This is a genomic window from Aeromicrobium sp. UC242_57, from assembly GCF_044452305.1.
GTDB lineage: Bacteria > Actinomycetota > Actinomycetes > Propionibacteriales > Nocardioidaceae > Aeromicrobium.
This window is the reverse complement of sequence record NZ_JBIOAM010000005.1, coordinates 52,270-77,011: the sequence shown is the minus strand read 5'-3', so window position 1 is coordinate 77,011 and position 24,742 is coordinate 52,270. Positions and strand designations below refer to the sequence as shown.

Genomic DNA, 24,742 nt, shown 5'->3' with positions numbered 1-24,742 from the left:
AAGATGTGCTGCTCGGTCCCCTCAAGGACGCCTTCGAGGACGGTGAGGTCCGAGACCTTGGGACCCCGTCGAGAACGACTTGCGTCCGTTGTAGACGAGCTCGTCGCCGTCCTCGGTGATCGTCAGGTCGTTGTCGCGGGGATTGACCGCACCGCCGAAGAAGAGGTTCTGCGTCGTGTAGAGCTCTTCAACTGCAGCGATCTGCTCGGGTGTGCCGACCAGTCGTACTGCCCAGGCCCACAGGTAGTGATAGCCGATGAGCTGGCCGATCGATCCGTCGCCGGAGGCGACCTCGCGGATGATCCGGTAGGCAGTCTCCCAGGTCTCGCCGGCGCCGCCGTGCTCGATGGGGCCGAGCAGCGTCACGAGCCCGGAGTCCTTGAGCAGCTGGACTTCGGCGGTGGGAACAGCCTGGGCGCGGTCTCGCTCGACGGCGTCGACGGCGAGGATGGCAGAGACGTCAGAGGCTGCGGTCGATCCAGCCCTGGATCGTGGTCGGGCGGGGCTGATCTGCCCACGGTGAGGACGACAATGCTTCCTGAACGCTGATGGTCATATTCTTTTCCTTGTCTCTCTTCTGGGGATGACACGCCTGCCGGGTCCTGGTCGACCCGGCAGGCACCTTGGTGGGGAGGTGGTTCAGCGGGAGGGGGCGAGCCGCCGGCGCGGATCGCGTCGGCCTCGAGCTCGCGGACGAGGGGCAGCACCTTCTCGCCGAAGTAGGCGATGTCCTCGAGGGTAGTGCAGGAATCCCAGCAGGAACAGGTCGACGCCGAGCTTCTTGTACTCGACGATCCGCGTGGCGATCTGCTCGGGCGTTCCGATCAGGCCGGTGCGGAAGCCGTCGTTGTACTGGACGAGGTCGCGGGTCGTGGAGTCCGACCACATGCCCTTGCCGTCGCCGGTTGATGATCCTGCCTGCTTGACCGCCTGGCGGAAGCCCTCGACAGCGTCCGGATTGGCCTTCTCGATGATCTCCTCGAGCACCGCGTGTGCCTCGTCTTCACTGTCGCGGGCGACGACGAAGCCGTTGAGCCCGAACCGGACCTGTCCCTCACGTCCGGCGAGTGCAGCGTTCTGGTTGACCTCGAGGTACTGCTCGGTGAAGCCGTCGAAGTCCTTGCCGTTGGAGAAGTACCAGTCCGACACCGTCCCGCCATTGCGACGGGCGGCGGTGGAGTTGCCGCCCTGGAAGATCTCAGGGTGCGGTCGACCGGGGACGTCGACGGGTCCGGGCTGGAGCGTGAAGTCGTGGATCCGGTAGAAGTCACCACGGTGGGTGAAATCCTTCTCTGTCCAGAGCCCGCGGAGGACGCGGATGAACTCCTCGCTGCGGCGGTAGCGTTCGTCGTGCTCGAGCCAGGGTTCACCGAGACCAGTGAACTCGTCCTTGAACCACCCGCTGACGACATTTACCGCAGCCCTGCCCCCCGAGATGTGGTCGGCGGTGATGATGAACTTCGCGAGGACGGCGGGGTGCCACAGCCCGGGGTGAACCGCGGCGATGACCTTCAGCTTCTCGGTCTGGGTCAGCAGGCCGAGCGACAGCTCGTTGATTCGTGCTGCTGGTCGGCGCCGTATGACGCGGTGTACCGGACCTGGCTCAGTGCGTACTCGAAGCCGACCTTCTCAGCGAGCTGGGCGACGTCGACGTTGAAGTCGTAGGACCAATCGGTGCGTTGCTCGATCGTGCTGGTGACCAGTCCGCCGGAGACGTTGGGCACCCAGTAGGCGAACTTGAGCGGTTCTGCTGAACCGTGGGGAGTGGAAATGGGCATGACGAATACATCCCTTCAGGGAGGTGGAGGTGAGAAGCGAGCGGAGCTCAGCGGGCAGAGCGAAGGGACAGACAGCTGCGGCCGTGCGCGGCGTAGGTCGTCCCTGTGGTCATACGTCGAAGGTAGACCGGGCTCTAGGTCGACGTGCCGGTTCTCATGACGTGGACGGGCGAAAGCCAGGCACCATGCCGTGATATCCGCACCGCCTCGAACAAGATGAATTTGACAATCATTCTCAGTTGGCGTGAGACTGCGTGCCATGAAGAAGCACATGACACGCACCTTGATCACCTTGCTGGCTGTCGGCTTGACCGTCGCGGCCTGCGCCGAGTCCGACTCCGGCTCCGAGAGCGCCGCCGAGACTGCTGCGGAGACGACGGATCGCTCCGCCACCCCGACCGCCCAGCCGCGACTCGTGATCGGCTCAGACGCCGGCGTCGAGATCGTCGCCGGGGCAGACCTGAAGAAGCTCGACCAGTACGACCTGGCGAGTCGGCCCGAGCTGCAGGTCGCCGGCGACGGCCGTCACGTCTTCGTCCTGCAGTCCGAGGCCAAGAAGGTCGGCGTCGTCGACGCCGGGACGTGGTCGGTCGCGCACGGCGACCACAGCCACTCGTACGTCACCGCACCCTCCCTGCTCACGACGACGTTCGACCGCGGCACGAGCTATCACGCCGTGAGCGATGACGAGCGCAGCGTCGTATGGTTCGACGACGACGGCTCGTTCGAGGCCTTCGACTGGAAGGGGTTCGAAGACGACGAGGTGTCGGTCCAGCGGGTCGAGACCGGTGCGGCGCACCACGGCGCAGCTGCTCCGACGTCGGACGGCGGCTTCCTGGCCTCCTACCCCGAGGGCGAAGAGGCTGCTGGCGTGCTCGTGCTCGATGCAGACGGCAAGGAGACCGGCCGCATCGACGGGTGCGAGGGCCTGCACGGTGAGACGCACGCCGGGCACGACGCCTATGCGTTCGGCTGCTCCGACGGCGTGCTCGTCGTCGAGGACGGCAAGGGCGCCAAGATCGACTCGCCCGTGAAGGGAGCTGGCACCAGCACGCTGATCGGGGACCACGAGTCCGATCTGCTGGCGGGCAACCTCTACAGCGAGAAGGATGCCGACGTGGCGAAGCAGATCGCGTTCTACGACGTCGATGCGGCGAAGGCGACGACGGTCGATCTCGGCGTGGCGTACTCGGGATTCGTCCGTGCAGATGGTCAGACAGTGGCCCTGGGCACCGACGGCGCCCTGCACGTCATCGACGAGGCGTCCGGCAAGGTCGCCGAGAAGCTCGACGTCGTCGAGCCGTGGGAGCTGACCGACGAGTACAGCGACCCGAAGCCTCAGGTCGCCGTCGGCGGCGGCTTCGCCTGGGTCACCGATCCGCGTGACAAGTCGGTTGCCCTGTTCGAGCCGGCACCGGCAAGGAGCGCACCCGAATCACGCTCGACGACGTCCCGACATCGCTGACCGTCGTCAACGCCCCGCACATGCACTGATCCTCAGCCCTGGCCCACCCTGCGCGGACGTCGTCCCCACAGTGCTGTCGCACGTACTGATGGGATGACGTCCGCGTGAGGCTAGCCGAGGACGCGGTCGAGGTACGGGTTGCTAAACGTCCGGGCGGGGTCGCAGCTCGTCGCGAATCGCCACGAAGTCGCCGAAGCGCGAGTACCGCTCAGCAAAGTAAGCTCGCATCGAGGGTGTGCAGCTTTGCCCCAGTGCGGACGGCCCTCGTGCGCGGTGAAGATGTCTTGCGCTGCGGCGAAGTACTCGTCGTAGTCGGTGCGCCAGTACTGGTGCACCGCGACGTAGCAGTTGTCGCGCTCATGACCGGTCGACATCCAGACATCGTCGGCGGCGGTGAACCGCACCTCGATCGGGAACGAGATGTTGGCGTGACCCGCACCGAACCACGTTGCCAGCTCGGCCAGGACGCTGGGCAGGGCCTCACGTGGCAGGGCGAACTCGGACTCACGGAACCTGACCTTGCGCGTCGAGACGAACACGTTGTACGAGTCGTCGACGTACTCGCGGGCGCTCAGCACCGAGCCAGAGATCTGGTTGACCCGAGGGATCCACGACGGCTTGCGAGCCAGCACCCGGTTGACGCCCTCGAAGGCGGTGTTGCTGAGGAACTCGTCGTCGAGCCAGTGACGGAACGCGCCGACCGGCTTGCGCTCGGTGCCCTCGGGTACTCGGTTGTTGCGCTTGATCGATGTCTTCTCGGTGTGCGGGAACCAGTAGAACTCGAAGTGGTCGTTGTCGGCGACCAGCGAGTCGAGGCGTCCCATGACCTCGGGCAACGGCATGGGCTCTTCGCGGGCGTGCAGCAGGAAGGCTGGGACGCACTGCAGGGTCACCTCGGTGACGATGCCGAGGGCCCCCAGCGTGACCCGGCTGGCGCCGAACCACGGGTGCTCCTCGTCGATCTCGAGCACCTCGCCGGTCGCCGTGACGAGCTGCACCGCGACGACGGCCTTCGAGATGCCGAAGAGCTTGCCGCCGGTGCCGTGCGTCCCCGTCGAGACCGCGCCGGCCACGGACTGCGGGTCGACGTCGCCGAGATTGGGCAGAGCGAGGCCGTGGGCCTTGAGCCGCGGGTTGAGCCCCGTGCAGGGAGATACCGGCCTGTACCCGCACTCGCTGGGTCGCGCTGTCGACACCGACGATGGTGCTCATCCGGTCGAGCTGCAGCAGGACGCCGTCGGTCGCACCGATCGCGGTGAACGAGTGGCTCGCGCCGACGGCCTTGACCGGCAGGCCGGCGGCGACGGCGTCGCGGACGAGTGTGGCGACCTCAGCGGTCGAGGCCGGATGGGCGATGCGTACGGGGTGGGACTGGGCGCTGCGTCCCCAGTTGTGCCAGTACTCAGCCAAAGTTCTTTCCTTCTCCTCGGTAGGTCGGCACGAGCGCGACGCTTCCGTCGGCGTCGACCACAGCGACCTGGTCGAAGCGTTCGCACATCTCACCGGCCTTGGCGTACCGCATCACGACGCGGTCGCCGATCGACAGCTGGCGGGCGGCCTTGCCCTTGAGCGGGCTCTGCACCTCGCCTGCGCCCTCGGTGCCGACTGCGGTGAGACCCTCTGGCCAGGTCGGCAGCGGTTGGCGGTTCTTGTTGGTCGGTCCCGACGCGATGTATCCGCCGGCGAACAGGGTCGCGATGTCGGGTCGCGGCTTGCGGACCACGGAGAGCACGAAGTATGCGGCGGGGCGTGACTCGAAAGCGTCGTAGCCGTCGAACAGCACCGGCGAGAACAGCCCGGAGCCGGCGGTGAGCTCGGTGATGGCGGGGTCGGCGCCGGTGACCTCGAGGCTGCCGGTGCCCCCCGGCGTTCACGATCTCGAGGGCGGCATGCTCGGCGACGGCGGCGACGACCTTGCCGCGGCGGGCGAGCAGCTCGGCGACCGAGCGCTTCTTGACCAGGCGCACGGCCTTCGACGAGTCGGGCAGCCCGGCGATCTGAGCGTCGTAGAACATGACTCCGACCAGGTCGAAGCCCGGCCGCTGCTCGATCGCGGCGGCGAGCTTGCGGGCCTGACGCGGGGTGTGGACGGGGGAGCGGCGGACGCCGAGGTGGATCGGGCCGAGCTTCAGCGAGCAGTCGACGTCGATGCAGACCCGGATCTCTGGATGGTTGGGCCCGATCAGGGAGTCGATGTGGTCGAGGGACTCGACGCTGTCGACCATGACCGTGATCGCCGCGCGCCTGCGCTCGTCGGCGACGAGATCCTTGAGCGCCTGGCGGCTCGTCGTCGGGTAGGCCAGCAGGATGTCGTCGATTCCTTGGTCGACGAGCCAGTTGGACTCTGCCAGTGAGTACGACATGATCCCGGCGAATCCGTCGCGGGCGAGGGTCTGCTCGAGGATCGACCGGACGCGCACGGACTTGCTGGCGACCCGGACCTTGACCCCACCGGCGCGGCGCACCAAGTCGTCGGCATTGGCCCAGAGGGCGGGGGCGTCGACCAGCGCGAACGGGGTGTCCAGCGTGGTCGTCGCGGTCAGAAGACGATCGAACGGTTGTGGCATCTCGTCAGTATGTCGCACCAAGGTTCCTCTGGCGGGTCATCGATACTGGGACGATGCGCTCGTTGTGGGGAACCCTGGTCGTCGTGCTTCTCGTCGTGGGAGGCTGCAGCGACGGTTCCGACGAACCAGAAGCCACCCCGACGCCCTCGGCGGACGCGACCACGGCGACCCGGGCGGTCACGTTGGAGTCGCTCGATCTCGACTGGCCACGTTCTGACGGCACGCTCGACGCCGCCAAGCCGCCCGCCGTCCCGGACGGCTTCGACGAGGGCGTGTACGACCAGATGGTCACTGGCCTGAAGGCGTGGGCCGCTGCCAGCACGGTCGACGACACGGTGTGGCACAACGCGAAGCCCGTGGAGCAGGTTGCCTCGACGCTGCCCGGGCAGGCGGCAGCAACCTTGACGAAGCAGAGCGAGGGACAGGCGTCGCCACGACTCGCCGTCGCCAATGTCTTCTCCGACCGGGTCAAGGTCATCGGTGAGCCGCAGGTGTCGACGGCCTGGCAGGTCAGGACCGTGGACGACGACACCGAGAAGCCGTACATCGTGCTCGAGGCCGAGACCCGCGCCGCCTATGAGGTGCGGCTCGGGGCGAACGGGCCCAGCCGGGTCATCGGGATGCTCCGCGTGCACGCGCTGAGCGCATTCGACGACACGACCGACGACTTCGGGGTCAGCGGCGGCTGGCAGGAGTTCGGTGCCGGTGACTGCTCGTTGGCGCTCAACGACTCGCTGATTCCCGACGCAGACGTCGACGGCTCGGCGAAGGACCTCGAGAAGTTCATTGCCGTGGGCAACGACGATGCGGTCGTGATGCCCGATCTCGGCGACGACGAACAGGTCGACGGCAACTATCTGAAGCGGTGCCGTGAAGGTTCGATCTAGGTGTCGCTAGGATGATGTCTCGGACTTCGGTCCGTACGCCTCTGTAGCTCAGTTGGTAGAGCGCCATACTTGTAATATGGATGTCGCGGGTTCGAATCCTGTCGGAGGCTCCAAAAACCGTGTGACCTTCATTAACGCAAAGCCAGTCTCTGGCGAATTGCCCGAAACCCACGTTGTGACCCACGCATTGACGATGTGGTTGTTCCGGCTGAGTTCCGCCAGGCCATCGCCCAGAACTCTGTAGATCGACAAAGAGAACAAATCCGCTAGTCATGGCGACACACTTGTGCGCCTGCCGACATGAGGAGATATGGACTCCACCGTTTCGGCGCAGCAGCGTGAGCAGCGCTTTCGAACGCTGTACGACGACGTTCATAGTGATCTGCTGCGCTTCGTGTGCCGACGGGTCCATACGAGAGATGCCGAGGACGTTGTCGGCGAGGTGATGCTCGTGGCATGGCGGCGTTTGGACGACGTACCCTCTAGCTGTCGCTGGCGCGCGCCTGGTTGTTCGGTGTGGCACGTCATACCCTCCTGAATGCGGGGCGGCGTGAACGCAAGCGGGAAGCGCTTCCCATTCGTCTCGCCGAGGTCGTTCCTGTCGTGACCAGCGGCGATCATTCCGCCGATTTCATCGCTGCCAGAGTTGATATGGCAACAGGTTGGCGTGCGCTGAACCCGATCCACCAAGAGGCGCTTGCTCTCGCAGTCTTCGACGGGCTCAGCGCGCCGGAGGCAGCCGTTGTGCTGGACATCTCGCCGACAGCATTTCGGCTTCGGCTGTCTCGCGCCAGGAGATCGCTGAAGCGGCTCATCGAGACGGGGCAAGCCGATGGCCAGCTGCCCGGAGACATGGCTTACACAAGGAGCCCGGAATGACCAAGCACACCTTCGCTCACCTCGATGCCGTCCTGCGCGAGATGGACCCGGCCCCACCCACACTGACCGACGATGAACGTCGCCGGGCCGTTGTAGCTCGTGATCGGATCATGGCCACGTCCACCGACGAACAGGTGCAGATCGGACCTGATCGTCAGAAGCGGCATCGCGGCCGTGCACTCGTTGCGGCGGCTATCACTGTGACCGCGGCAGTCGCCGCGCCAACACTCATCGGCGGTGGCTCCGCGTTCGCATCGTGGACCGCGACCCCGAAACCGCTGTCAGGTTCGGCCGCGACAGCGGCCGCCACCACATGCCGTTCAGCTCTTGGTATTGACGATCAACGTGCGCAAGCAATTATCAGCGAGGTGCGAGGCACATGGACGTACGTCCTTGTCGAAGGCCCAGCAGGCGAAGGCGCATGCCTGATGCCCGACGGTGACACGAACCGCAAGAGCGGATTCTTCGGCAGCTACAACCCTGAGCCGTCAGATGCGCCACCGCTGGCGAGTGACGACATCGACGAAACCTGGAGCATGGGAGGCTCCGTCACCGTTCCCGGTCGGCTGCCATTCAGTTCCACCGAAGAGTGGTTCAGCTGGGTCAGCGGCTTCGTGGGCAGCGACGTCACCGCCATCACGGTGCACCCGCCCGTCGGTCCTGATGTCGAAGCCACCGTCAGCCACGGTCGTTTCAGCGCTTGGTGGCCGGCCGGTGAAGCCAGAGGTGACAATCCGGGTGTGGGTGGGGGATGGAGCGACACCCTGACCTTGGCCGACGGTACTTCGCAGTGGGTCGACGTCGACGGCTGATGCGGGCGGCCGTCGACCACGTCGCTTGATCGCGGCTTAGGGTCTCGGTCACGATGATCCAACGATGACGATGCAGAAGTGTCTCGGTCGCGTTCCGTGTGGCAATGAGTTAGAAATTGCTTACGCGACCCGGCCACGTGGCCGCACCTGCGCGAGGTGTTCGCGGAGAAGTTCTCGTCGCGTACTCGCGCTGAGTGGACTGAGGTGTTCGACGGAAGCGACGCCTGCGTGGCCCCGGTCCTCTCGTTGGCCGAGGCGGCCGGGCATCCGCACCTTGCCGCTCGGCAGACGTTCGTGGAGGTGGGCGGGCTCGTGCAGCCAGCACCCGCCCCGCGCTTCAGTCGCACGAGCAGCCCCGTTCCAGAGGTGCCGCCAGCAGTTGGTGCCCACACGTGCGAAGTCCTCGAGGCCTGGGGAATCGACGACGTTGACTCGCTACTTGCTGCCGGAGTCGCGATCCAGGCCTAGGGAGCCGCAGGAGGAGGCAGGCTCGCATGGGATGCGGTGGGCCGAAGCGGCACGCCGGGGCGGTGTGCGTGCCGCTTGGCTCGCCTCAGGCGAGCTGGCCGCCTGCTGAGAGCACGTGCGTGATGCCGGTGATGTATCGACCGGAGTCGCCGACCAGGTAGAGCACGGCAGCGGAGATGTCCTCGACCTCGAGGGCAGAGACCGGCAACTTGTTGAGCGTGCGGGCCGCCTCTTCGAAGTCGGCGCGCGTCGGTTCGGCGAGGTCTGGTCGGAACAGTCGGTACGTTGCGTCGTTGAGGATCATGCCGGTGTTGACCGTGCTCGGGTGAAGCGTGTTGACACGAATGCTCTGAGGGGCAAGCTCTTGGCCATGACCTTCATGAGGCCGATGAGACCAAACTTCGCGGCCGAGTAGTGAGAGATGTTCTCGTTCACGACCTCGGTTGCCATCGAGCTCGTGATGACGACCGAGCCGCCACGCCCGCCAGCGATGATGTGCGGCACGGCGGCGCGCACTGTCTTCCACTGGCCGGTCAGGTTGATGTCGATCATCTCGTCCCAGACCTCTTCGTCCATGTCGACCGCGGGGGACATGCTGTTGATACCAGCGTTGGCCAGCACGATGTCGAGCCGCCCGAGCTCGGTCACGCCGGCGTCGACGGCCGCGCGTAGTGCGCCGAGATCGCGGACGTCGACCTCGGACGCAAGGATGCGACGGCCGACCGCCTCGACCGCTTCGACGGTCTCGGCGAGGTCATCTGGTGTTGCCATCGGGTAGGGAACTCGGTCGAGCTGGCGACACAGGTCCACCGCGATGATGTCGGCACCTTCCTTCGCCAGGGCGACGGCGTGACTGCGCCCCTGCCCCCGCGCGGCTCCGGTGATGAAGGCAACTTTGCCGTCGAGCTGTCCCATGATGTTCCTGCTTTCTCTAGGCGGTACTGAACTGGGGGAGGGGTGTCTTGTCAGGAGCTGTGGTCTGGTTGGCGTGGATCTGTGAGCCACGAAGGCAGGCATAGGAGGAGCGCTTCGACCAAGCGGTCGGCGGGCCAGCTGTCTTCAGGCTCGGCCAACCACGTGCTGATCACGCTGAGCACGCCGCCGCCGAGAAAGCGTGCGACCAGGACTGGATCGGCGCCATCGGGCCGCACCGACATGCGCGAAATCGCTTCAACACTGTGCTCGACGAATGCTGAGGTGACCGCTGCGCGCAGCTGCGCGGGGGCGTCTGGGCCGATCAGGCGGGCATACGACCCGCGCCGGTCAGCGAGGAAGGCAACCAGCCCACTCATCGCTCGCCGACTGGCCTCGGCCGGAGTGATCGGGCTGCCCGTGCTGCGCATGACGATGTCGGCATCGCGGATCAGGTCGAAACAGCCCATCGAGACCCTGCAGGGCGATGTCTTCGGGCGAGGTGAAGTGCTGGTAGAAGGTCGACCGGTTGACCTCGGCCAAGCGGCACAGCTCGCTGACCGTGATCTCATCGGTGTCTCGAAATCGCACTGCTTGCTCGAAGGCTGCGATCAAAGCTTCTCGTGCGCGAACCGCTCGCGGATCGGTGCTCCGTGCCATGGGGCGAGATGCGGAAGGCATGTGTCTCACGTTACATGACTGTCCAACAGGTGTTGGATAGCGTTGTCTTTTCCGTTCGTGCCCGCCACGCGCTCCGGAGGGATAGCATCCGGAAGTGATCAACGTGACGTCGGCTCGCAGGCTCCCTCCGATGGTCTTTTCGCTGGTAGCGCTGACGACCGCGCTTGTCACGGTGCTCCCACCATCGGTGGCGACGGCAGCACCCACAGCGGTGACGCCCACGGCGGCATCCGCGGCATCCGCGTCGGTCGCCGGAGCGGCCGTGGGAGATCGAGCGTCGCGCCCCATCTCCCGGGCCCGGGCCACGAAGCGCGCGATCCAGGTGCTGAAGGTCAGGAAAGCCGCCGCCCCGGTGCGTGTTTTCGCCGTGGGCGGGATCCGCCAGCCGGGAGACCGGATCACTCAGGCAGGTCGCGGGCACGGGCGCCTGTCCACCCGCTCGACGTACCAGGCTCCGGTGGTGGCCAAGGTGACGAAGCGGTCCTACATGTTCTACGCCGACGACGCGCCCACAAGCTCTACCAGCATCGAGGCCGGGTCGTCATCGTGCCGCTGGACGGCAGCAAGCCAACCATTCGACGTACCACCTTCGCGGTGCTGGTCAACGGCGTCGCCCCGTCCTTCCTCACCAGCCAGGGCCGTTACCTCGGCTACCCGACAGTGTTCGCCCGTGACTACTCGGCCGGCGCTGTCCCCAGCGCGAACCGACCCGCCGATCGTGCCGTCGATGCTGCGGCAGAGCTGGACGTCGCGCAGATCTTGGCCGAGCAGCGCACGTGTGTGGTGCGCGCCGCCAACAACGGCTTCAGCTACGGCCGCGCTGACAAGAGCTTTGGCGCCGCCCGCCGCAGCGCGACGACCCTCAGCTCGTTCTTCACCCGCTTGGCCGCCCGCACGCCCGGCCTGGTCAACGTGACCTGGTCGCCCCGGAAGACCTCGGCGACCACGTTCATCAGCTCCCCTGATCGCTTCTCGCGGTTGTCGGTCGGTCCTCGTCATCGCAGCGGGCGGTGGATACGTGACGGGCACCCCGGCCGTCAACCTCGGAATCTCGGTCTCCGGCGGTCAGCGTGTCCGGGTCAGGACCGAGAACCTGACCGCGGCCGATCTGTCGACGCTGGTCCGCCGCCACCCCGGCGTGGCCATCAGCCTCGTGCTTGACGCGCCCTACACCGGCCGGTTCACCAAGGGGCTTGCCGCGACTGCCAACGTCGAGGCGCTGCTCACCCCGGGCGGGTCCACCAGCCCGTCGTTCGCCTATCTCCCGGGCGTCCGGTCAGGAAGCCGGTACGTGCGTAATCCGGCCAATCCGCGTCGACTCCAGGAGACGTCCAACCAGATCGCGACCGGCCTGAAGCGGTTCGTGTCCTCCGGGGACGAGGTCCGGCGCTACCAGAGGGTGCGTAGCCAGGGGAACGCCCGCTCACTCGTCAGCTGGATGCTGGTGCGCTCTTCACGTCTCGGTGCCGCGGACGCGATCGTGCCCAAGGTCAAGGGAGCACCGAAGCCGCTCACCTTCAGCCGAGTCGCGGTCACCGCTCCGGTGCCACGAGGGGCACCCACTGCCGACGCTTCGACCCTGACGGTCGACGAGGACGATTCTGCAGCGGTCACCTTTTCAGGCAGTGACCCCGAGGAGAAGCCGTTGACGTTCGAGGTCGTCGACGCGCCCGCGAACGGAGACCTCGTCGCAGTCGAGGGCGGCGTCCGCTACACCCCGGTCGCCAACTACCACGGGGCCGATTCCTTCACGTACCGCGCGATCGCCGAGGACGGTGTCACGTCTGCGCCGGCCACGGTGTCCATCACGGTCACCCCGGTCAACGACGGCCCGACGGGCGGCGACTTCGACACGAGTGTCGACGAAGATTCCGCAAGCACGACAGTCGCGGCTCCCGGGCTGCTGGCGAGCGCGAGCGATGTCGACGGCGACCAGCCGCCGCGACCCCCGCCACGGGCGAGGGGACGGCGGGCGGCGAGTTCGACGTCCGCGCGAACGGCAGCTTCGACTACGACCCCGACGGTGCCTTCGACGACCTGGCTGCTGGTGAGGACCGCATCGACAGCTTCGACGTGACCGTCGTGGACCCGTCGGGCTCGTCGACCGTCGTCACGATCCGGGTCCGGGTCGTCGGAGTGAATGACGGCCCGAAGGTCGATCTCGGCACGACGTCGGCCGCCTACACCGAGGACGGTCCGCATGCTGACCTGGCGCCTTCGCTGACCCTCACCGACGTCGATGACGCCACCATCTCAGCGGCCACCGTCACGATCGCAGACGGGGAGGGCTCCGATCTGCTGACCTGGACCGTGCCGACCGGCAGCGGCATCACCGCGTCGTACGACTCCGCGACCCAGACGCTCGCTGCGTCCGGGTCGGCGTCGAAGACCGCCTACCGCGACCTGCTCCGCTCGGTTGCCTTCCACACCGTCTCCGACACCCCCGACGAGTCACCGCGCACCGTGACGTTCACGGTCGCTGACCCGGCTGACAACGACGGCGCCGACGACCTGACACTGGCCGTCACCGCCCACGACGACCCCTCGTCGGCCGTCGACGACACCAAGACGGTGGCCGAAGACTCCGGCAGCACGGCGATCGATGTGCTGGCCAACGACGTCGATCCTGACGGCAACGGTCCTGAGGTCACGTCCGTCGGCCAGCCGGAAGACGGCTCCGTCACGCGCGTCGACGGCGACGTGTCCTACACGCCTGCCGCGAACTTCAACGGCAGCACATCGTTCACCTACACGTTGGTCGGCGGATCCACCGCGACCGTGACGGTCACCGTCACCGCTGTCAACGACGCGCCGACCCTGGCTGGCGGTACCGGCTCGGCGAGCACCGCGGGTGGCGCCACCGGAGTGATCGTCCACGACGCCATCACCGTCGACGATGTCGACAGCTCGACCCTCGCCGGAGCGACTGTGTCGATCGGCGCCGGCTTCGACGCCACCGAAGACCGACTTTCGTTCACTGACACAGCGACGATCACCGGCACGTACAACACGAGCACGGGAGTCCTGACTCTCGTCGGCAATGGCACCACGGCGGCCTACCAGACCGCCCTGCGCTCAGTCCTCTACCGAAATCTCGGCTCCGGCGGGCCCAGCCCCGCCACGCGCGTCATCGGCTTCCGGGTCACTGACGGCTCGGCCAGCGACGCGACCAGCAACACCGTGATCAGCAACGTCACGATCGCTGCGGCCAACGTGGCGCCGTCGCTGAGCGGCGCGGGCGCGCTCGAGTACACCGAGAATGACACCGCGACGGCCATCTCCCCGGCGCTGGTCCTGACCGACGTCGACAACCCGACCCTCACCGGGGCGACAGCGTCCATCACCGGCAACCTCTCGGCTGGCCAGGACCGGCTCTCCTTCACGAACGCGGCGCCGATCACCGGCTCGTACAACGCCTCGACGGGGGTCCTGACCCTGAGCGGCACCGCCACAGTTGCGGAGTACCAGGCGGCACTCCGTGCCGTGAAGTACCACAACACCTCTGACACACCGTCGACCGTGACCCGGACCGTCACCTACAGCGTCTCCGACGGCGAGCTCTCCGACTCGGACACTGCCACCGTGACCGTGACCGCCGTCAACGACGCTCCGGTCGCCGACGACGAGTCCTTCAGCGGCGCCGACGCCGCGATCGGCAACACGACGCTGGTCGGCGACGACTCGACCGACGGAGCACCGAATCCAGCCGGACCGCAGAAGATCATCAGCGCGAACATCCTCGGCGGTGACACCGACGCCGAGGGCGACTCGCTGGCCGTCGTGCCCGGCACATTTGCCACGAATGACGGTGGCTCGGTCACGGTTCAGGCAGACGGCGACTTCACGTTCACCCCGGCAACCGGAACAAGCTGTTCCGACGCGAGCGACTTCTTCGACTACACCGTCACGGACGGCGCGTCGCCGACGCCGGGCACCGACACCGGTCGGGTCACGATCGCCATCACCGACTGCGTCTGGTACGTCGACAACACGGCCAACGCTGGTGGCAACGGGACGTCCGGCGAGCCGTTCGACACGCTGGCCGAGGCCGACTCGGCGGCGACCACCACCGGGGCCTACCTCTACGTCTACGAGGGCGATGGGACCACAGCCGGGCTGACCGGCGGCGTCGCGCTGCTGGCCAACCAGCGGCTCGTCGGCGCCGCCGAGGACCTCACTGTCGCGGGCGCCACGCTGGAGAACGGATCTGACACCAACCGGCCGGCCATCTCCGGCAACGTCACGCTCGCCGCCGGCAACACGGTCGAGGGCCTCGCGATCGCCACCTCCGGCGCCAACGCGATCGACGGTGGCGCGGGCGACGCGTCAGGCACCCTGGACGACCTCGTCCTGACGCCCAGCGGCGCGGCTGGCAGCGGCATCACGCTGAACGGCACGAGTGGCACGTGGAACGTCTCGGACACCACCATCACGGCCACGGCAGGCGCTCAGGGGATAGTCCTCAGCGGCGCTGGCACGGTGAACTTCACCTCGGCCGGAACGCTCTCCATCACGGCAGCGGGCCCGGCGTTCTCGGCGCTGAGCACCGCCGTGTCCGGCGTGATCGACACGACGACGTCCACGGGCGGATCGTACGGCTGGGCGCTGAACGCCGTCACGGGCTCGATCGACCTGGGCACCGGCACGGTCTCCGGCCACACGAGCACCGAGGTATCGGTCACGGCAGGCACCGGCGACGTGACGTACGCCGGAACGATCGGCAACGGCACCGGCACGAGCGCGATCGTGCAGAACCGAACGACCGGGGCGGTCACGCTGAGCGGCAACATCAACGACAGCAGCGACGCGGGCGGCGGGATCTCGATGAGCGGCAACAGCGGCGGGTCGACGACGTTCAGCGGCACGAGCAAGACCCTGAACACCGGATCCTCCACCGCGGTCAACCTCGCTTTCAGCGGTGGCCATACCGTGAGCTTCACCGGTGGTGGCCTGGACATCGACACGACGTCGGGCAGCGGTATCACCTCCAGCAGCCCGAACGGCTTCGTTGCGGTGACCGGGAGCGGCAACACGATTGACGTCAGCTCTGGCACGTCGGGTACGAAGGGCCTCAACCTCAACGGTCCAGACATCACGGCCAGTGGGTTGACGTTCCAACGGATCAGCACGACCGCGTCCGACAACGGCATCGTCCTGGTCAATACAGGCAGCGCCGGCGGCCTCACCGTCACCGGCACGGGGACGTCGGGCAGCGGCGGCGTGATCACCACGTCCACGGGAGCGGGCATCAGCCTGACCAGCACGCGGGACATCGCGCTCAGCGGCGTCAACGTCACCAACGGCGGCGACGACGGCATCCGCGCGTCCAACGTGACCAACCTGTCGCTCGCTGGCAATGCCGGGACAGGCCTGGCCTCCGCGATCTCCGGCAATGGCAACGCAGGCGGCGAGAACGGGTTCGACCTGACCGAATTGGCGGGTGTCGTGACGATCAGCAACGCCACGGTGACCGGCAACTACGACAACAACGTGGCGCTGTTCAACGATGCGGCAACGCTGTCGAACTTCACGATCGACGACGGCTCCTACGGCTCCACGAGCCGTCGGGCGGCAACGACAGCATCCAGATCGTGAACACCGGCTCAGGCAACCTCACCGGCACGATCAAGAACGCGGACTTCGTGAACAGCCGAGGCGACCACATCCAGCCGTCACCGACAACGACCCGACCACGACGTCGACGCAGAAGGTGACGATCCAGAACAACACCCTGGACAGCACGGCTCTCAGCTCCACGGTCCTGGGCGGCGGCATCGCGCTCGGCGTCGGCGGCGGTGCGACCCAGACGGTCGTGGTCGACAACAACGACATCGACCACGCCCACGGCGCTCCCATGTCGTTCAACACGACGACGGGCAGCAGCCCCAACGCCAACTGGACGGTCAACAACAACCGGATCGGCAACACGGGCGAGGTCAAGTCTGGCTCAGCAGCGAGCTCAGGCTTCTACATCAACGTCAACGGCAACGGCAACGCGAAGTTCAACCTCACCAACAACACGATCATGCAGACGAACTTCACTGCCGTCGACGCCGTGCAGAACGACGGCGACGCGGCGATGAACATCACGATGAAGGGCAACGTGATCACCGAACCGGGCACGACCATCGACTACGCCTTCGGTGTGCGCTTCGTGATCGGCAGCGACGACGGAGATGCCGGCACCTCGTGCCTCGACCTCGGTCACCCGAGCACCACTGCGCTGAAGAACCGCTTCTTCGGGTCCGGCAACAGCGGTCAGGGCTATCAGGACGTGCGGCTGCGCATGGCCGGCGATGCGACGGTGAACCTGGCCGGGTTCACGGGCGGTCCGCACGACAACGCCGCGGTCAACTCGTGGGTGCAGACCCGCAACAACCTCGGCGGCACACCGACCACGGCTCGTCGCAGTTCGACGCGGACTCGTTCTACGTTCAGGCCTCCAGTTGCCCGCTGCCGTCCGTGCCGTGACAGCTTGAACGGGGTCGCAGAACTGATGGCATGAGGTGCTGCTTGCAGCCTTCGTGATGAGTTCGACGGGTAGTGAGGCAGCGGCCTGTCGTGTACATTGGTCTATTGGCTTGACCATACCGAAAAATCGATGTCCGACGGCAGCCTCTGAAGGAGTAGATCGATGCCCATGCACCCAGCCGCGCGTAGATTGATGGATGAAGCAGCGCAGAGCGATCAGCCCAACTCTCACCTTCTCCCCATCGAGGTGGCGCGCGCCAACTTCGAGGCGAACTTCGCCGCGCTTCCGGTAGACCAGATCCACAAGGTCGAAGACTTCGTCGCCACGGCCCCGGGGGTCGACATACCCCTGCGCATGTATCGCCCGAGCGACGCCCAGGCCCTCGCGGTCATCGTGTACTTCCATGGTGGCGGATGGCAGATGGGCAGTATCGATTCGCATGACGGAATCTGCCGGTCGCTGGCCAACGCGACAGGGTCGGCAGTCATCAGCGTCGGCTACCGCAGGCCGCCCGAGAGCAGATTTCCGACGGCGCCCCACGACTGTTTTGCTGCGCTGACATGGATAGTTGGGCATGCCTGCGAGCTTGGCGTCGACGCTCGACGATTGGCGCTGGCGGGTGACAGCGCTGGCGGCAATCTCGCGGCTGCTGTAGCCATCCTCGCGCGCAATGGGGAAGGTCCGGTGATTTCCTGCCAGGCGTTGATCTATCCAGCGACGACGTTCGATCTCGACGTCGGATTCGACATGGACTTCGAGGGGGTCGTCTTGATGCGAGACGAGGTGCTCTGGCACCGAGGCGCCTACTTCGAGGACGAGGCGGATGCAGCGTCCCCGCTTGCCTCGCCCTTGGGATCTGATCTGGACAACTTGCCGTCCACGTTGGTGATCACCGCCGAGTACGACCCGTTGCACCGACAGGGTGAGCTGTTCCACGAGGCGCTCGTCGCGGCCGGCGTGGACTCGACGCTACGCCCGTTCGCCGGGATGATTCACGGCTTCGCTCAGTTTCCGATGTTGTTCGACGAGGCAGATGCGGCGATCGCCGAGATAGGCGAGTTCATCTCGAAGCACACGGGCGCAGTGGCATGACCGGCTTCACTGGTCGGACTGCGGTCGTCACGGGCGCCGGTGGCGGCATGGGCCTGCAGATCGCCAACGACTTGACCCGACGGGGTGTGCGAGTCGTGGCGACGGACATCCGTGGCGAACGGCCCGACGATCTCGAGGCTCACGAGTACCTTGCCGGTGACGTGACCGATCAATCGCTCGTGGAGCGGCTGGTCAAGCGTGCGGCCGATGGATCGGTCGACGGCAATATCGACATGCTCGTCAACGCGGCAGGCGTGGCGTGGTTCGGCGAGGAAGGACTGCCAGAACCTCCGGGCCTGGATGGATCCATCGTCGACATCGAGATCGAGACGTGGCGTCGTGTACTGGAGATCAACCTCACGGGGCCGATGATGTTGGCCCGAGCTGTCCTGCCTGTCATGAAGCGTCTCGGTGGCGGTTCCATGGTCCACATTGCGAGCATTGCTGGTGTGCGAACGGCTGACGGGGCTCTCGACGCCTACCAGGTGTCGAAAGCTGGCCTGATAAGCCTTTCCCGTGCTATCGCAGCTCAGCACGGGGCGGTTGGTATCCGTTCGAACACCGTCTGCCCGGGTGCCATCTTGACTCCGATGATCGCGGGGATCTACGAGGCCCACCCTGAACGTGCTGTCGCGATGGCCGAGCGAGTCCCGCTTCGACGAATCGGGTCGCCGGGGATGTCGGTGCTGCTGTGATGTACCTGTTGTCGGACGAGGCGTCGTTCGTGACCGGAATCGACCTCGTCGTCGATGGCGGGTGGCTGACCAACATCGGGTGACGCAGACGGCGAGCCTTCAGCGCTTGAGCCAGGACTCGATGGTCCGTCTGGTCGACTCGATGTGGGCCGTCATCGTCTCGGAGGCGCGATCTGCATCTTTGTCGCGGATGGCTGCCAGGATCTCAGCGTGGTGATCGTTGGCGTTGTCTTCGATGTGTCCGAAGATCGCCCCCGACGGGCAGCCACATCTTGCGTCGTCCCTGGTCGACCGCATGTGCCAGCTGCTCATTTCCGGACGCTTGAGCGATGCCGAGGTGGAACGCGGAGTCAAGTAAGCTGGAAGTCGGTGATGAGCGTCGTCGAGGGATCGGTGCGTGCGGTCTCGATGACTTCGGTCATGCGGCTGAGGAGCTGGAGAGGTGTGGCAGGTCCGCGGCTCGTCTACGTTCGGCTGCGAGCCTGGCGGCGCCGGACTCCACGACGATGCGGAACTCGAAGGCGTGTCTCACGGCGACGCGGTCCTTGCGGAACTGCCGGCGCGCCTCGGCCGGGTCGAAGGAGGGCTCCAGCACGAGGAAGCCGCCACCTCGTCCACGCCGGACCGACAAGCGGCCTTCGTGCTCGAGGACGGCGACCGCGGCGCGCACCGTCGTGCGAGAGACGTCGAGCATCTCCGCCAAGTCTCTCTCGGAGGGCAGGCGGTCTCCTGGTCGGAACTGGCCGTGGTCCAGTGAGCGTCGGATCTGGTCGAGGACCAGCGTGCGCGGCGATCTGCTTGATGGGTGCGAGTTCAGCGGTCTTTGACACCTTGCCTCCTAATGTCGCAAAGGTTACTGCAATGCGCCGATAGAGGTGGAGTCGATGGGGTAAGCAACCCGAAAACCATAAAGGTCTAGAGGTCTTGTTTATAGACCTTATCTCGTTTAGAGTCGAGGCACAGCCACGACGACGCGCCATTCGGAGACCTGCATGAAATATCCGCTGACGATCAAGGACTACCTCTATCGGGCGGAAGAGGTGTTCGCGGCCCGCATCGGCATCGTGGACGAGCCTGACCAGCCTGCCGAGCCGTGGAGGCCTGTCTCGTACGCCGAACTGGGGCGATTGGCCCGTTCTCAGGCAGCGACGTTGGACGAGCTGGGTGTCCCGGTCGGCGGTCGAGTTGCCATCGTCTCGCAGAACTCGGCTCGAATGCTCGCCTCTTTCTACGGAGTGAGTGGATTCGGACGGGTCCTGGTGCCGATCAACTTCCGACTGACGCCCGAAGAGGTCAGCTATATCGTCGAGCACAGCGGTGCGGAGGTCCTGATCGTCGACCCGTCGGTTCGCCACCTGCTTGACGTAGTCGACGTCGCGCACGCTTTCGTGATGGGCGAGGACCAGCGCGTGTGGTCCGATCCCAACGCGCCAGTGGAGTGGGACGGTGACGCAGGATGCCACGGCGACCATCAACTACACGTCGGGCACGACCGCACGCCCCAAGGGCGTCCAGCTGACACACCGCAACCTGTGGCTCAACGCGGCAACCTTTGGTTGGCACGCCCAGGTCAACGACGATGACGTGTACCTGCACACCTTGCCGATGTTTCACGCCAACGGATGGGGTATGCCATATGCCATCACCGGCATGGGCGGTCAGCACATCGTGCTCCGTCAGGTCGACGGTGCAGAGATTCTTCGACGGGTCGATGAGCACGGCGTGACCTTCATGTGCGCAGCGCCAGCCGTCCTGGCCGCGGTGCTTGAAGCGGCATCGACGTGGACCGGCGCGATTCCGGGTCGTCATCGCGTGCGGGTCGTGGTGGCAGGCGCCTCCGCCACCCACCCGGATGATCGAGCGGATCCGCGACGACTCGGGTGGGAGTTCATCCAGATCTACGGGCTCACGGAGACGTCGCCGTTTCTGACCATGTCTCGTATGCGCAGTGAGTGGCGCGAGCTTTGAGCCGGAGGCACAGGCCGTCCTGCTGGCTCGGGCGGGCGCGCCCGCCATCGGTGTGCGCATCGAGACCGACGGCGCCGGGAAGATTCTGGCTGCCAGCAATCACAACATGGCTGGCTATTGGCAGAACCCTGACGAGACGGAGCGGGCGCTGGCCGGCAACCGGTTCCACACGGGGGATGGCGGCCTGGTCGACGACGGGTATCTCAGCATCGTTGATCGCAAGAAGGATGTCATCGTCAGCGGCGGGGAGAATGTCTCGTCGATCGAGGTCGAGGATGTGCTGTCCAGCCACCCCGCAGTGAAGGAGGCTGCCGTCATCGGGATTCCTGACGAGAAGTGGGGTGAGCTGGTGATGGCGCTGGTCGTCACGGCTCACGAGGTCGACGAGCACGGGCTGATCGAGTACTGCCGTAGCCGTCTGGCTGGATACAAGTGCCCGAAGCGGGTCGAGTTCCGTGACGGCTGGCCCGAACAGCGACGGGCAAGCTCCAGAAGTTGAGCTTCCCGCGAGGCCTACTGGGGTGCGGGGTCAGCGTCAAGTGAACTAAGTGACCTGCCCGTTGGCGAACGGGTCGACCCGTGTCGCGAGAAATGGTCTATAGACCCGATCTATGAATTTTTAAATTTCAACTAACGAAGGTGGAAAAGTGAGCGGAAAAGTCATCGCGACCGGCGGAGCCGGTGTGATTGGACGAGCGATCTGTGACCGGCTCGCCGTGGGCGGCTATGAGCCGATCGCAGCCGACCTGCCTGGGTCGTGTGACGTGGGTAAGCCGCTCGAGCATCCATTCGTCGCGCTCGACGTCAGTGATCCCGCGTCGGTTAAGGACGTCGTCACGAGCATCGTGAGCGGCGGGAGTCTCGCAGGGCTTGTCAACTGTGCAGGCGTCCTGCGCGATTCCTTCCTCGGTGAGCTGGACGAGTCGAAGCCCGACGTCATGTTCCAGGTCAACATCGCCGGGATGGCCCGTATGGTCGATGCGGCGGCGCCGCACATCGTCGACGCCGGCTCGATCGTCAACATCGGCTCGTTGACCGGTCATTTCGGTCGCTTCACCGGCGCATCGGTCTACGGCGCGACGAAGGCGGGGATCGCGGCCTACACCCGGTACCTCGCCTCGGCTCTCGCCGCGGGAATTCGCGTCAACAACGTTGCGCCGGGTGTCATCCGCGCTCCCATGGGGCCGTCGATGGCTCGCGTCTCCGGTGGTGAGGAGGTCTCCGCGCAGTATGCGATGCTCAAGCGGATCGGAGAGCCTGAAGAGGTTGCCGAGGTAGTCGAGTTCTTTATCTCTTGACCGGTCCTCGTTCGTCACGGGTCAGACCCTGTTGGTCGACGGCGGAGTCGTTGCATGGTGACTTCCACCGCTGTGCGGTCCGAAGATCGGATCGACGCGGCGAATGCGGAGTCGTTCGCACGGCTGAACGCCGCCGATCCGTGGGTGGTCGACGTGCAAGCAGCGCGTGAGGTGATTCCGGGTTACACAGATGATCTCGTGCTGACCTCTGGTGCCCCGATGGCCTGGAAGGAGTACGTCGGTGGGCAGCGCGAAGCGCTGATCGGCGGCGCCCTGTTCGAAGGCCTGGCCAGCACCCGCGAGGAGGCGATTGCGGGCTTCGAGTCTGGTGCGATCAGGATCGGTGCCTGCCACGACTATGGTGCTGTCGGCTCGTTGGCCGGCATCTACACGGCGTCGATGCCTGTCTTCGTCGTCGAGAACCGCGAGCACGGCAACATCGGCTTCTGCAACTTCTACGAAGGCAAGGAGCCGCGCCGTCTCAACTACGGTTGCTACGACCAGGGCGTCCACGACCGGTTGGTGCACGTCAACACCGTGCTGGCGCCCGTCGTGGGTGAGGCCATCCGACGATCCGGCGGCATCGCGCTGAAGCCGCTGATCGCTCGCGCCCTGCGGATGGGGGACGAGGTTCACAGTCGCAATGCGGCGGCCTCGCTGCTGTTCAACCGGGACATTCTCCCGGCAATCCTCGACATGGTGCAGGAGGGGCACCAAGGCGTCGCCGACGCGATGGTGCACCTGTCGGAGAACGACTACTTCTTCTTGCGACTCTCGATGGCCGCGGCGAAGGCGTCGGCTGACGCGATGGTGGTCCCGGGTCTCACGCTCGTATCGGCGATGGCATTCAGCCGTCGCGGATTCGCGATCAGCTGGCCGGTCCTGGGCGATCGCTGGTTCGAGGGACCTCCTCCGATTCATGAGGGAAAGCTGTTCGCGGGCCACATCGAGGACGAGATCACATGGATGGGCGGAGAGTCTCCGATTACCGAGACCATCGGCCTGGGTGGATTCGCGCAAGCGCGTGCCCGTCGCTGCAGGACTATCAGGGAGGCTCGGCTGACATCATGATCGAGCGAAACCTCCAAATGTACGAGATCTCGCACGGTGACAACGCGACCTTCAGGATTCCGTTGTTCAACTTCCGGGCACGCCGACGGTGGTCGATGCGCGCAAGGTGGTGGCAACCGGAATCCTCCCGGTCATGGACGTGGGCCTGGCAGGACGCGACGGAGGGCAGATCGGTGCGGGCATCATCCGGGCACCTCGCGAGTGCTTCGAGCAGGCGCTCGCGGCACATGCATCGGAGACGCCGTCATGAGCCGCGACCAGGGGCTGCTGAGCCGGGATGAGTATGAACAGCTTGCGGCTGACGGTGACGTCGACACGGTGATTTGTGCGACCCCCGACATGCACGGCCGGCTGATGGGCAAGCGCCTGACGACAGATGCCTTCAAGAGCTTAGGTCTGTCCGGAGAAGGGATCGCCGCGAGCAGCTACCGTTCACGTCTGACATCGACATGACGCCGATGAATCTGCCGATCGCGAACGAGGACAATGGCTGGCCTGACTTCCATCTCGTGCTGATCTGACGACGCTTCGACGTGTGCCATGGGAGCCGCACTCGATCTTGGTGCTGTGCGATGCGCGATCGGCCGAGACTGGCGGCTTAATGGAGGTCGCCCCTCGTTCGATCCTTCGACGGCAGCTCGAACGCGCCCGCGAGGTGGATCTGGCCTTCAAGTTCGCGTCTGGAGCTGTCTACCTGGCCGCTGTGGAACCGACCGCTGCCCACGCGGCCGGCTACCGGGATCTGCCGATGAGCTCGCCTTACCGCGGCGACTACCAGATCCTGCAGGGCAGCCGCGACGAGTGGTTGATCCGTCAGATCCGTACCCAGATGCCGCAGTTCGGCATCCCGATCGAGTCCTCCAAGACGGAGTGGGGGCTTGGGCAGCAGGAGATCACCCTCGACTACTGCGACGCGCTCCAGATGGCGGATCGCCACGTCTTGTTCAAGCATGGGATCAAGGAGCTGGCGCAGCGAACTCGATGACTGCGACCTTCATGGCGAAGCCGACGATCGATGACGCTGGTTCGTCGTGCCACCTGCACACGAGCTTGTGGTCAGCTGACGGCAGCACGCCGTTGGACTTGGTCTGATGGCGGCATGTCGGATGTCTTTGGTGCCTACATATCGGGGCAGCTGGCTTACACACTGGATGTGGGTCTCCTGTATGCGCCGACCATCAACTCCTACAAGCGATATGTGCCGGACCAGTTCGCCGGTACGGCGATCGTGGTCGGCCACGACAATCGTACGTGCGCCTTCCGACTCGTCGGGGAGGGTGAATCCTACCGTCTGGAGAACAGGATCCCGGGAGCTGACACCAACCCCTACCTGGCCTACGCCGGCACGATCGCTGCCGGACTGGCAGGTGTGACGGGCGGGCTCGGGCGTCCTGACGTCTTCTCGGGCAATGCCTACCGTGACGACTCGCTGACTCTCATGCCGTCAAGTCTTCAGGAGTCGCTCGCGAACTTCAGCGAGAGCAAGATCGCTCTGCACGCTTTGGGGGCGCAGGTGCACGAGCACTTGCGCGGCTTCTATGCCCAGGCTGCGCGCGTTCAACTCCGAGACCGTCACCGAGTGGGAACGGCAGCGCTACTTCGATCGTATCTAGTCGGCGCCCTCGGGAATGCAGGTTCTGGTATGGCAGGAATCTTGACAACTCGTTAAAAGGTCGAAAGACTGGACCTAATAACCA

At 65.7% G+C, this 24,742-nt stretch carries 28 protein-coding genes, 1 tRNA gene and 3 pseudogenes; 21 read left to right on the top strand and 11 right to left on the bottom strand.

Features of this window, described 5'->3' with window-relative positions:
- Positions 1-21 precede the first annotated feature (21 nt).
- The 3 genes from ACHMWU_RS21865 to ACHMWU_RS21855 form a co-directional block, all read right to left on the bottom strand.
- Complete coding sequence (locus ACHMWU_RS21865) at positions 22-387, bottom strand: acyl-CoA dehydrogenase family protein (protein WP_396049167.1); 366 nt, start codon at positions 385-387, stop codon at positions 22-24.
- Positions 388-639: 252 nt separating this feature from the next.
- Positions 640-1,506, bottom strand: coding sequence for a dimethylsulfone monooxygenase SfnG (gene sfnG, locus ACHMWU_RS21860; RefSeq protein WP_396049166.1), 867 nt, complete (start codon positions 1,504-1,506; stop codon positions 640-642).
- Positions 1,507-1,529: 23 nt separating this feature from the next.
- Positions 1,530-1,778, bottom strand: a complete 249-nt coding sequence (locus ACHMWU_RS21855; protein WP_396047193.1) for a hypothetical protein — start codon at positions 1,776-1,778, stop codon at positions 1,530-1,532.
- 271 nt (positions 1,779-2,049) lie between these two features.
- On the opposite strand from ACHMWU_RS21855, the gene ACHMWU_RS21850 reads away from it, so the two are divergent.
- Positions 2,050-3,243 carry a hypothetical protein gene (locus ACHMWU_RS21850; RefSeq protein ID WP_396047191.1) on the top strand — a complete coding sequence of 398 codons (1,194 nt, stop codon included), beginning with the start codon at positions 2,050-2,052 and terminating at the stop codon, positions 3,241-3,243.
- A gap of 110 nt (positions 3,244-3,353) precedes the next feature.
- Here the strand turns inward: ACHMWU_RS21850 and ACHMWU_RS21845 are convergent, their stop codons facing one another.
- From ACHMWU_RS21845 to ACHMWU_RS21835, 3 genes and pseudogenes are all read right to left on the bottom strand, one after another.
- On the bottom strand, positions 3,354-4,439 hold the full coding sequence (locus tag ACHMWU_RS21845) for a D-arabinono-1,4-lactone oxidase (RefSeq protein WP_396047189.1): 1,086 nt from the start codon (positions 4,437-4,439) through the stop codon (positions 3,354-3,356).
- A 7-nt stretch (positions 4,440-4,446) separates the two neighbouring features.
- Positions 4,447-4,653 (bottom strand): annotated as a pseudogene (locus ACHMWU_RS21840) (FAD-binding protein); the annotation flags it as partial.
- Positions 4,654-4,742: 89 nt separating this feature from the next.
- Entirely contained in the window at positions 4,743-5,810 is a 1,068-nt protein-coding gene (locus ACHMWU_RS21835) for an alanine racemase (protein WP_396047187.1), read from the bottom strand.
- A 53-nt stretch (positions 5,811-5,863) separates the two neighbouring features.
- Here ACHMWU_RS21835 and ACHMWU_RS21830 point away from each other — a divergent pair, with 53 nt between their 5' ends.
- The 5 genes from ACHMWU_RS21830 (at position 5,864) to ACHMWU_RS21810 (ending at position 8,856) form a co-directional block, all read left to right on the top strand.
- On the top strand, positions 5,864-6,697 hold the full coding sequence (locus ACHMWU_RS21830; protein WP_396047185.1) for a hypothetical protein: 834 nt from the start codon (positions 5,864-5,866) through the stop codon (positions 6,695-6,697).
- 37 nt (positions 6,698-6,734) lie between these two features.
- Positions 6,735-6,810, top strand: a tRNA-Thr gene (locus ACHMWU_RS21825).
- Between the two features lie 403 nt (positions 6,811-7,213).
- Complete coding sequence (locus ACHMWU_RS21820) at positions 7,214-7,576, top strand: sigma factor-like helix-turn-helix DNA-binding protein (RefSeq protein WP_396049165.1); 363 nt, start codon at positions 7,214-7,216, stop codon at positions 7,574-7,576.
- Positions 7,573-8,388: a hypothetical protein gene (locus tag ACHMWU_RS21815; protein WP_396047183.1), complete on the top strand. Its 816-nt coding sequence runs from the start codon at positions 7,573-7,575 to the stop codon at positions 8,386-8,388. The genes ACHMWU_RS21820 and ACHMWU_RS21815 overlap by 4 nt, the downstream gene beginning before the upstream one ends.
- Before the next feature lie 147 nt (positions 8,389-8,535).
- The gene (locus ACHMWU_RS21810; protein ID WP_396049164.1) at positions 8,536-8,856 is read left to right on the top strand and encodes a CoA transferase; all 321 of its coding nucleotides are present in this window, start codon (positions 8,536-8,538) and stop codon (positions 8,854-8,856) included.
- 85 nt (positions 8,857-8,941) lie between these two features.
- Here the strand turns inward: ACHMWU_RS21810 and ACHMWU_RS21805 are convergent, their stop codons facing one another.
- From ACHMWU_RS21805 to ACHMWU_RS21795, 3 genes are read right to left on the bottom strand one after another with little or no spacing between them, the layout of a single operon-like run.
- Positions 8,942-9,160, bottom strand: coding sequence for a hypothetical protein (locus tag ACHMWU_RS21805; protein WP_396047181.1), 219 nt, complete (start codon positions 9,158-9,160; stop codon positions 8,942-8,944).
- Entirely contained in the window at positions 9,157-9,771 is a 615-nt protein-coding gene (locus tag ACHMWU_RS21800) for an SDR family NAD(P)-dependent oxidoreductase (RefSeq protein WP_396047179.1), read from the bottom strand. Before ACHMWU_RS21800 ends, ACHMWU_RS21805 begins: the two co-directional genes overlap by 4 nt.
- Positions 9,772-9,821: 50 nt before the next feature.
- Entirely contained in the window at positions 9,822-10,238 is a 417-nt protein-coding gene (locus ACHMWU_RS21795) for a hypothetical protein (protein WP_396047177.1), read from the bottom strand.
- A 757-nt stretch (positions 10,239-10,995) separates the two neighbouring features.
- On the opposite strand from ACHMWU_RS21795, the gene ACHMWU_RS21790 reads away from it, so the two are divergent.
- From ACHMWU_RS21790 to ACHMWU_RS21765, 6 genes and pseudogenes are all read left to right on the top strand, one after another.
- Positions 10,996-11,610 carry a hypothetical protein gene (locus tag ACHMWU_RS21790; RefSeq protein WP_396047175.1) on the top strand — a complete coding sequence of 205 codons (615 nt, stop codon included), beginning with the start codon at positions 10,996-10,998 and terminating at the stop codon, positions 11,608-11,610.
- Positions 11,588-12,526, top strand: a complete 939-nt coding sequence (locus ACHMWU_RS21785; RefSeq protein WP_396047173.1) for an Ig-like domain-containing protein — start codon at positions 11,588-11,590, stop codon at positions 12,524-12,526. The genes ACHMWU_RS21790 and ACHMWU_RS21785 overlap by 23 nt, the downstream gene beginning before the upstream one ends.
- The gene (locus ACHMWU_RS21780; RefSeq protein ID WP_396047171.1) at positions 12,523-16,044 is read left to right on the top strand and encodes a beta strand repeat-containing protein; all 3,522 of its coding nucleotides are present in this window, start codon (positions 12,523-12,525) and stop codon (positions 16,042-16,044) included. Before ACHMWU_RS21785 ends, ACHMWU_RS21780 begins: the two co-directional genes overlap by 4 nt.
- A 115-nt stretch (positions 16,045-16,159) precedes the next feature.
- Positions 16,160-16,954: a hypothetical protein gene (locus tag ACHMWU_RS21775; protein ID WP_396047169.1), complete on the top strand. Its 795-nt coding sequence runs from the start codon at positions 16,160-16,162 to the stop codon at positions 16,952-16,954.
- A 213-nt stretch (positions 16,955-17,167) separates the two neighbouring features.
- Positions 17,168-18,013, top strand: a complete 846-nt coding sequence (locus ACHMWU_RS21770) for an alpha/beta hydrolase (RefSeq protein ID WP_396047167.1) — start codon at positions 17,168-17,170, stop codon at positions 18,011-18,013.
- Positions 18,010-18,791: pseudogene (locus tag ACHMWU_RS21765) on the top strand (SDR family NAD(P)-dependent oxidoreductase). Before ACHMWU_RS21770 ends, ACHMWU_RS21765 begins: the two are co-directional and overlap by 4 nt.
- Before the next feature lie 16 nt (positions 18,792-18,807).
- Here ACHMWU_RS21765 and ACHMWU_RS21760 read toward each other — a convergent pair.
- The gene (locus tag ACHMWU_RS21760) at positions 18,808-19,020 is read right to left on the bottom strand and encodes an FCD domain-containing protein (protein ID WP_396047165.1); all 213 of its coding nucleotides are present in this window, start codon (positions 19,018-19,020) and stop codon (positions 18,808-18,810) included.
- Positions 19,021-19,126: 106 nt separating this feature from the next.
- Complete coding sequence (locus tag ACHMWU_RS21755) at positions 19,127-19,474, bottom strand: winged helix-turn-helix domain-containing protein (RefSeq protein ID WP_396049163.1); 348 nt, start codon at positions 19,472-19,474, stop codon at positions 19,127-19,129.
- A gap of 226 nt (positions 19,475-19,700) precedes the next feature.
- On the opposite strand from ACHMWU_RS21755, the gene ACHMWU_RS21750 reads away from it, so the two are divergent.
- From ACHMWU_RS21750 to ACHMWU_RS21710, 9 genes and pseudogenes are all read left to right on the top strand, one after another.
- On the top strand, positions 19,701-20,291 hold the full coding sequence (locus ACHMWU_RS21750; RefSeq protein WP_396047163.1) for an AMP-binding protein: 591 nt from the start codon (positions 19,701-19,703) through the stop codon (positions 20,289-20,291).
- Entirely contained in the window at positions 20,179-20,676 is a 498-nt protein-coding gene (locus tag ACHMWU_RS21745) for an AMP-binding protein (RefSeq protein WP_396049162.1), read from the top strand. Before ACHMWU_RS21750 ends, ACHMWU_RS21745 begins: the two co-directional genes overlap by 113 nt.
- On the top strand, positions 20,657-21,175 hold the full coding sequence (locus ACHMWU_RS21740) for a hypothetical protein (RefSeq protein WP_396047161.1): 519 nt from the start codon (positions 20,657-20,659) through the stop codon (positions 21,173-21,175). The genes ACHMWU_RS21745 and ACHMWU_RS21740 overlap by 20 nt, the downstream gene beginning before the upstream one ends.
- Before the next feature lie 148 nt (positions 21,176-21,323).
- Entirely contained in the window at positions 21,324-21,974 is a 651-nt protein-coding gene (locus ACHMWU_RS21735) for an SDR family NAD(P)-dependent oxidoreductase (RefSeq protein ID WP_396047159.1), read from the top strand.
- Positions 21,975-22,028: 54 nt separating this feature from the next.
- Positions 22,029-23,045, top strand: coding sequence for a DUF1116 domain-containing protein (locus ACHMWU_RS21730; RefSeq protein WP_396047157.1), 1,017 nt, complete (start codon positions 22,029-22,031; stop codon positions 23,043-23,045).
- 109 nt (positions 23,046-23,154) lie between these two features.
- Positions 23,155-23,295 (top strand): hypothetical protein, encoded by a 141-nt coding sequence (locus tag ACHMWU_RS21725; RefSeq protein WP_396047155.1) that lies wholly within the window; start codon positions 23,155-23,157, stop codon positions 23,293-23,295.
- On the top strand, positions 23,292-23,498 hold the full coding sequence (locus tag ACHMWU_RS21720; RefSeq protein WP_396047153.1) for a hypothetical protein: 207 nt from the start codon (positions 23,292-23,294) through the stop codon (positions 23,496-23,498). Before ACHMWU_RS21725 ends, ACHMWU_RS21720 begins: the two co-directional genes overlap by 4 nt.
- Before the next feature lie 148 nt (positions 23,499-23,646).
- Positions 23,647-24,137, top strand: a pseudogene (locus ACHMWU_RS21715) (hypothetical protein).
- 7 nt (positions 24,138-24,144) lie between these two features.
- On the top strand, positions 24,145-24,714 hold the full coding sequence (locus ACHMWU_RS21710; RefSeq protein WP_396047151.1) for a hypothetical protein: 570 nt from the start codon (positions 24,145-24,147) through the stop codon (positions 24,712-24,714).
- The last annotated feature ends 28 nt before the right edge of the window (positions 24,715-24,742 follow it).

Coding starts and splice junctions, on each gene's coding strand:
- ACHMWU_RS21855 (WP_396047193.1), bottom strand. CDS start 1,778: ATGCCCATTTCCACTCCCCACGGTTCAGCAGAACCGCTCAAGTTCGCC.
- ACHMWU_RS21850 (WP_396047191.1), top strand. CDS start 2,050: ATGACACGCACCTTGATCACCTTGCTGGCTGTCGGCTTGACCGTCGCG.
- ACHMWU_RS21835 (WP_396047187.1), bottom strand. CDS start 5,810: ATGCCACAACCGTTCGATCGTCTTCTGACCGCGACGACCACGCTGGAC.
- ACHMWU_RS21830 (WP_396047185.1), top strand. CDS start 5,864: ATGCGCTCGTTGTGGGGAACCCTGGTCGTCGTGCTTCTCGTCGTGGGA.
- ACHMWU_RS21815 (WP_396047183.1), top strand. CDS start 7,573: ATGACCAAGCACACCTTCGCTCACCTCGATGCCGTCCTGCGCGAGATG.
- ACHMWU_RS21805 (WP_396047181.1), bottom strand. CDS start 9,160: ATGATCCTCAACGACGCAACGTACCGACTGTTCCGACCAGACCTCGCC.
- ACHMWU_RS21800 (WP_396047179.1), bottom strand. CDS start 9,771: ATGGGACAGCTCGACGGCAAAGTTGCCTTCATCACCGGAGCCGCGCGG.
- ACHMWU_RS21795 (WP_396047177.1), bottom strand. CDS start 10,238: ATGGGCTGTTTCGACCTGATCCGCGATGCCGACATCGTCATGCGCAGC.
- ACHMWU_RS21760 (WP_396047165.1), bottom strand. CDS start 19,020: ATGAGCAGCTGGCACATGCGGTCGACCAGGGACGACGCAAGATGTGGC.
- ACHMWU_RS21750 (WP_396047163.1), top strand. CDS start 19,701: ATGAAATATCCGCTGACGATCAAGGACTACCTCTATCGGGCGGAAGAG.
- ACHMWU_RS21730 (WP_396047157.1), top strand. CDS start 22,029: ATGGTGACTTCCACCGCTGTGCGGTCCGAAGATCGGATCGACGCGGCG.
- ACHMWU_RS21720 (WP_396047153.1), top strand. CDS start 23,292: ATGAGCCGCGACCAGGGGCTGCTGAGCCGGGATGAGTATGAACAGCTT.
- ACHMWU_RS21710 (WP_396047151.1), top strand. CDS start 24,145: ATGTCGGATGTCTTTGGTGCCTACATATCGGGGCAGCTGGCTTACACA.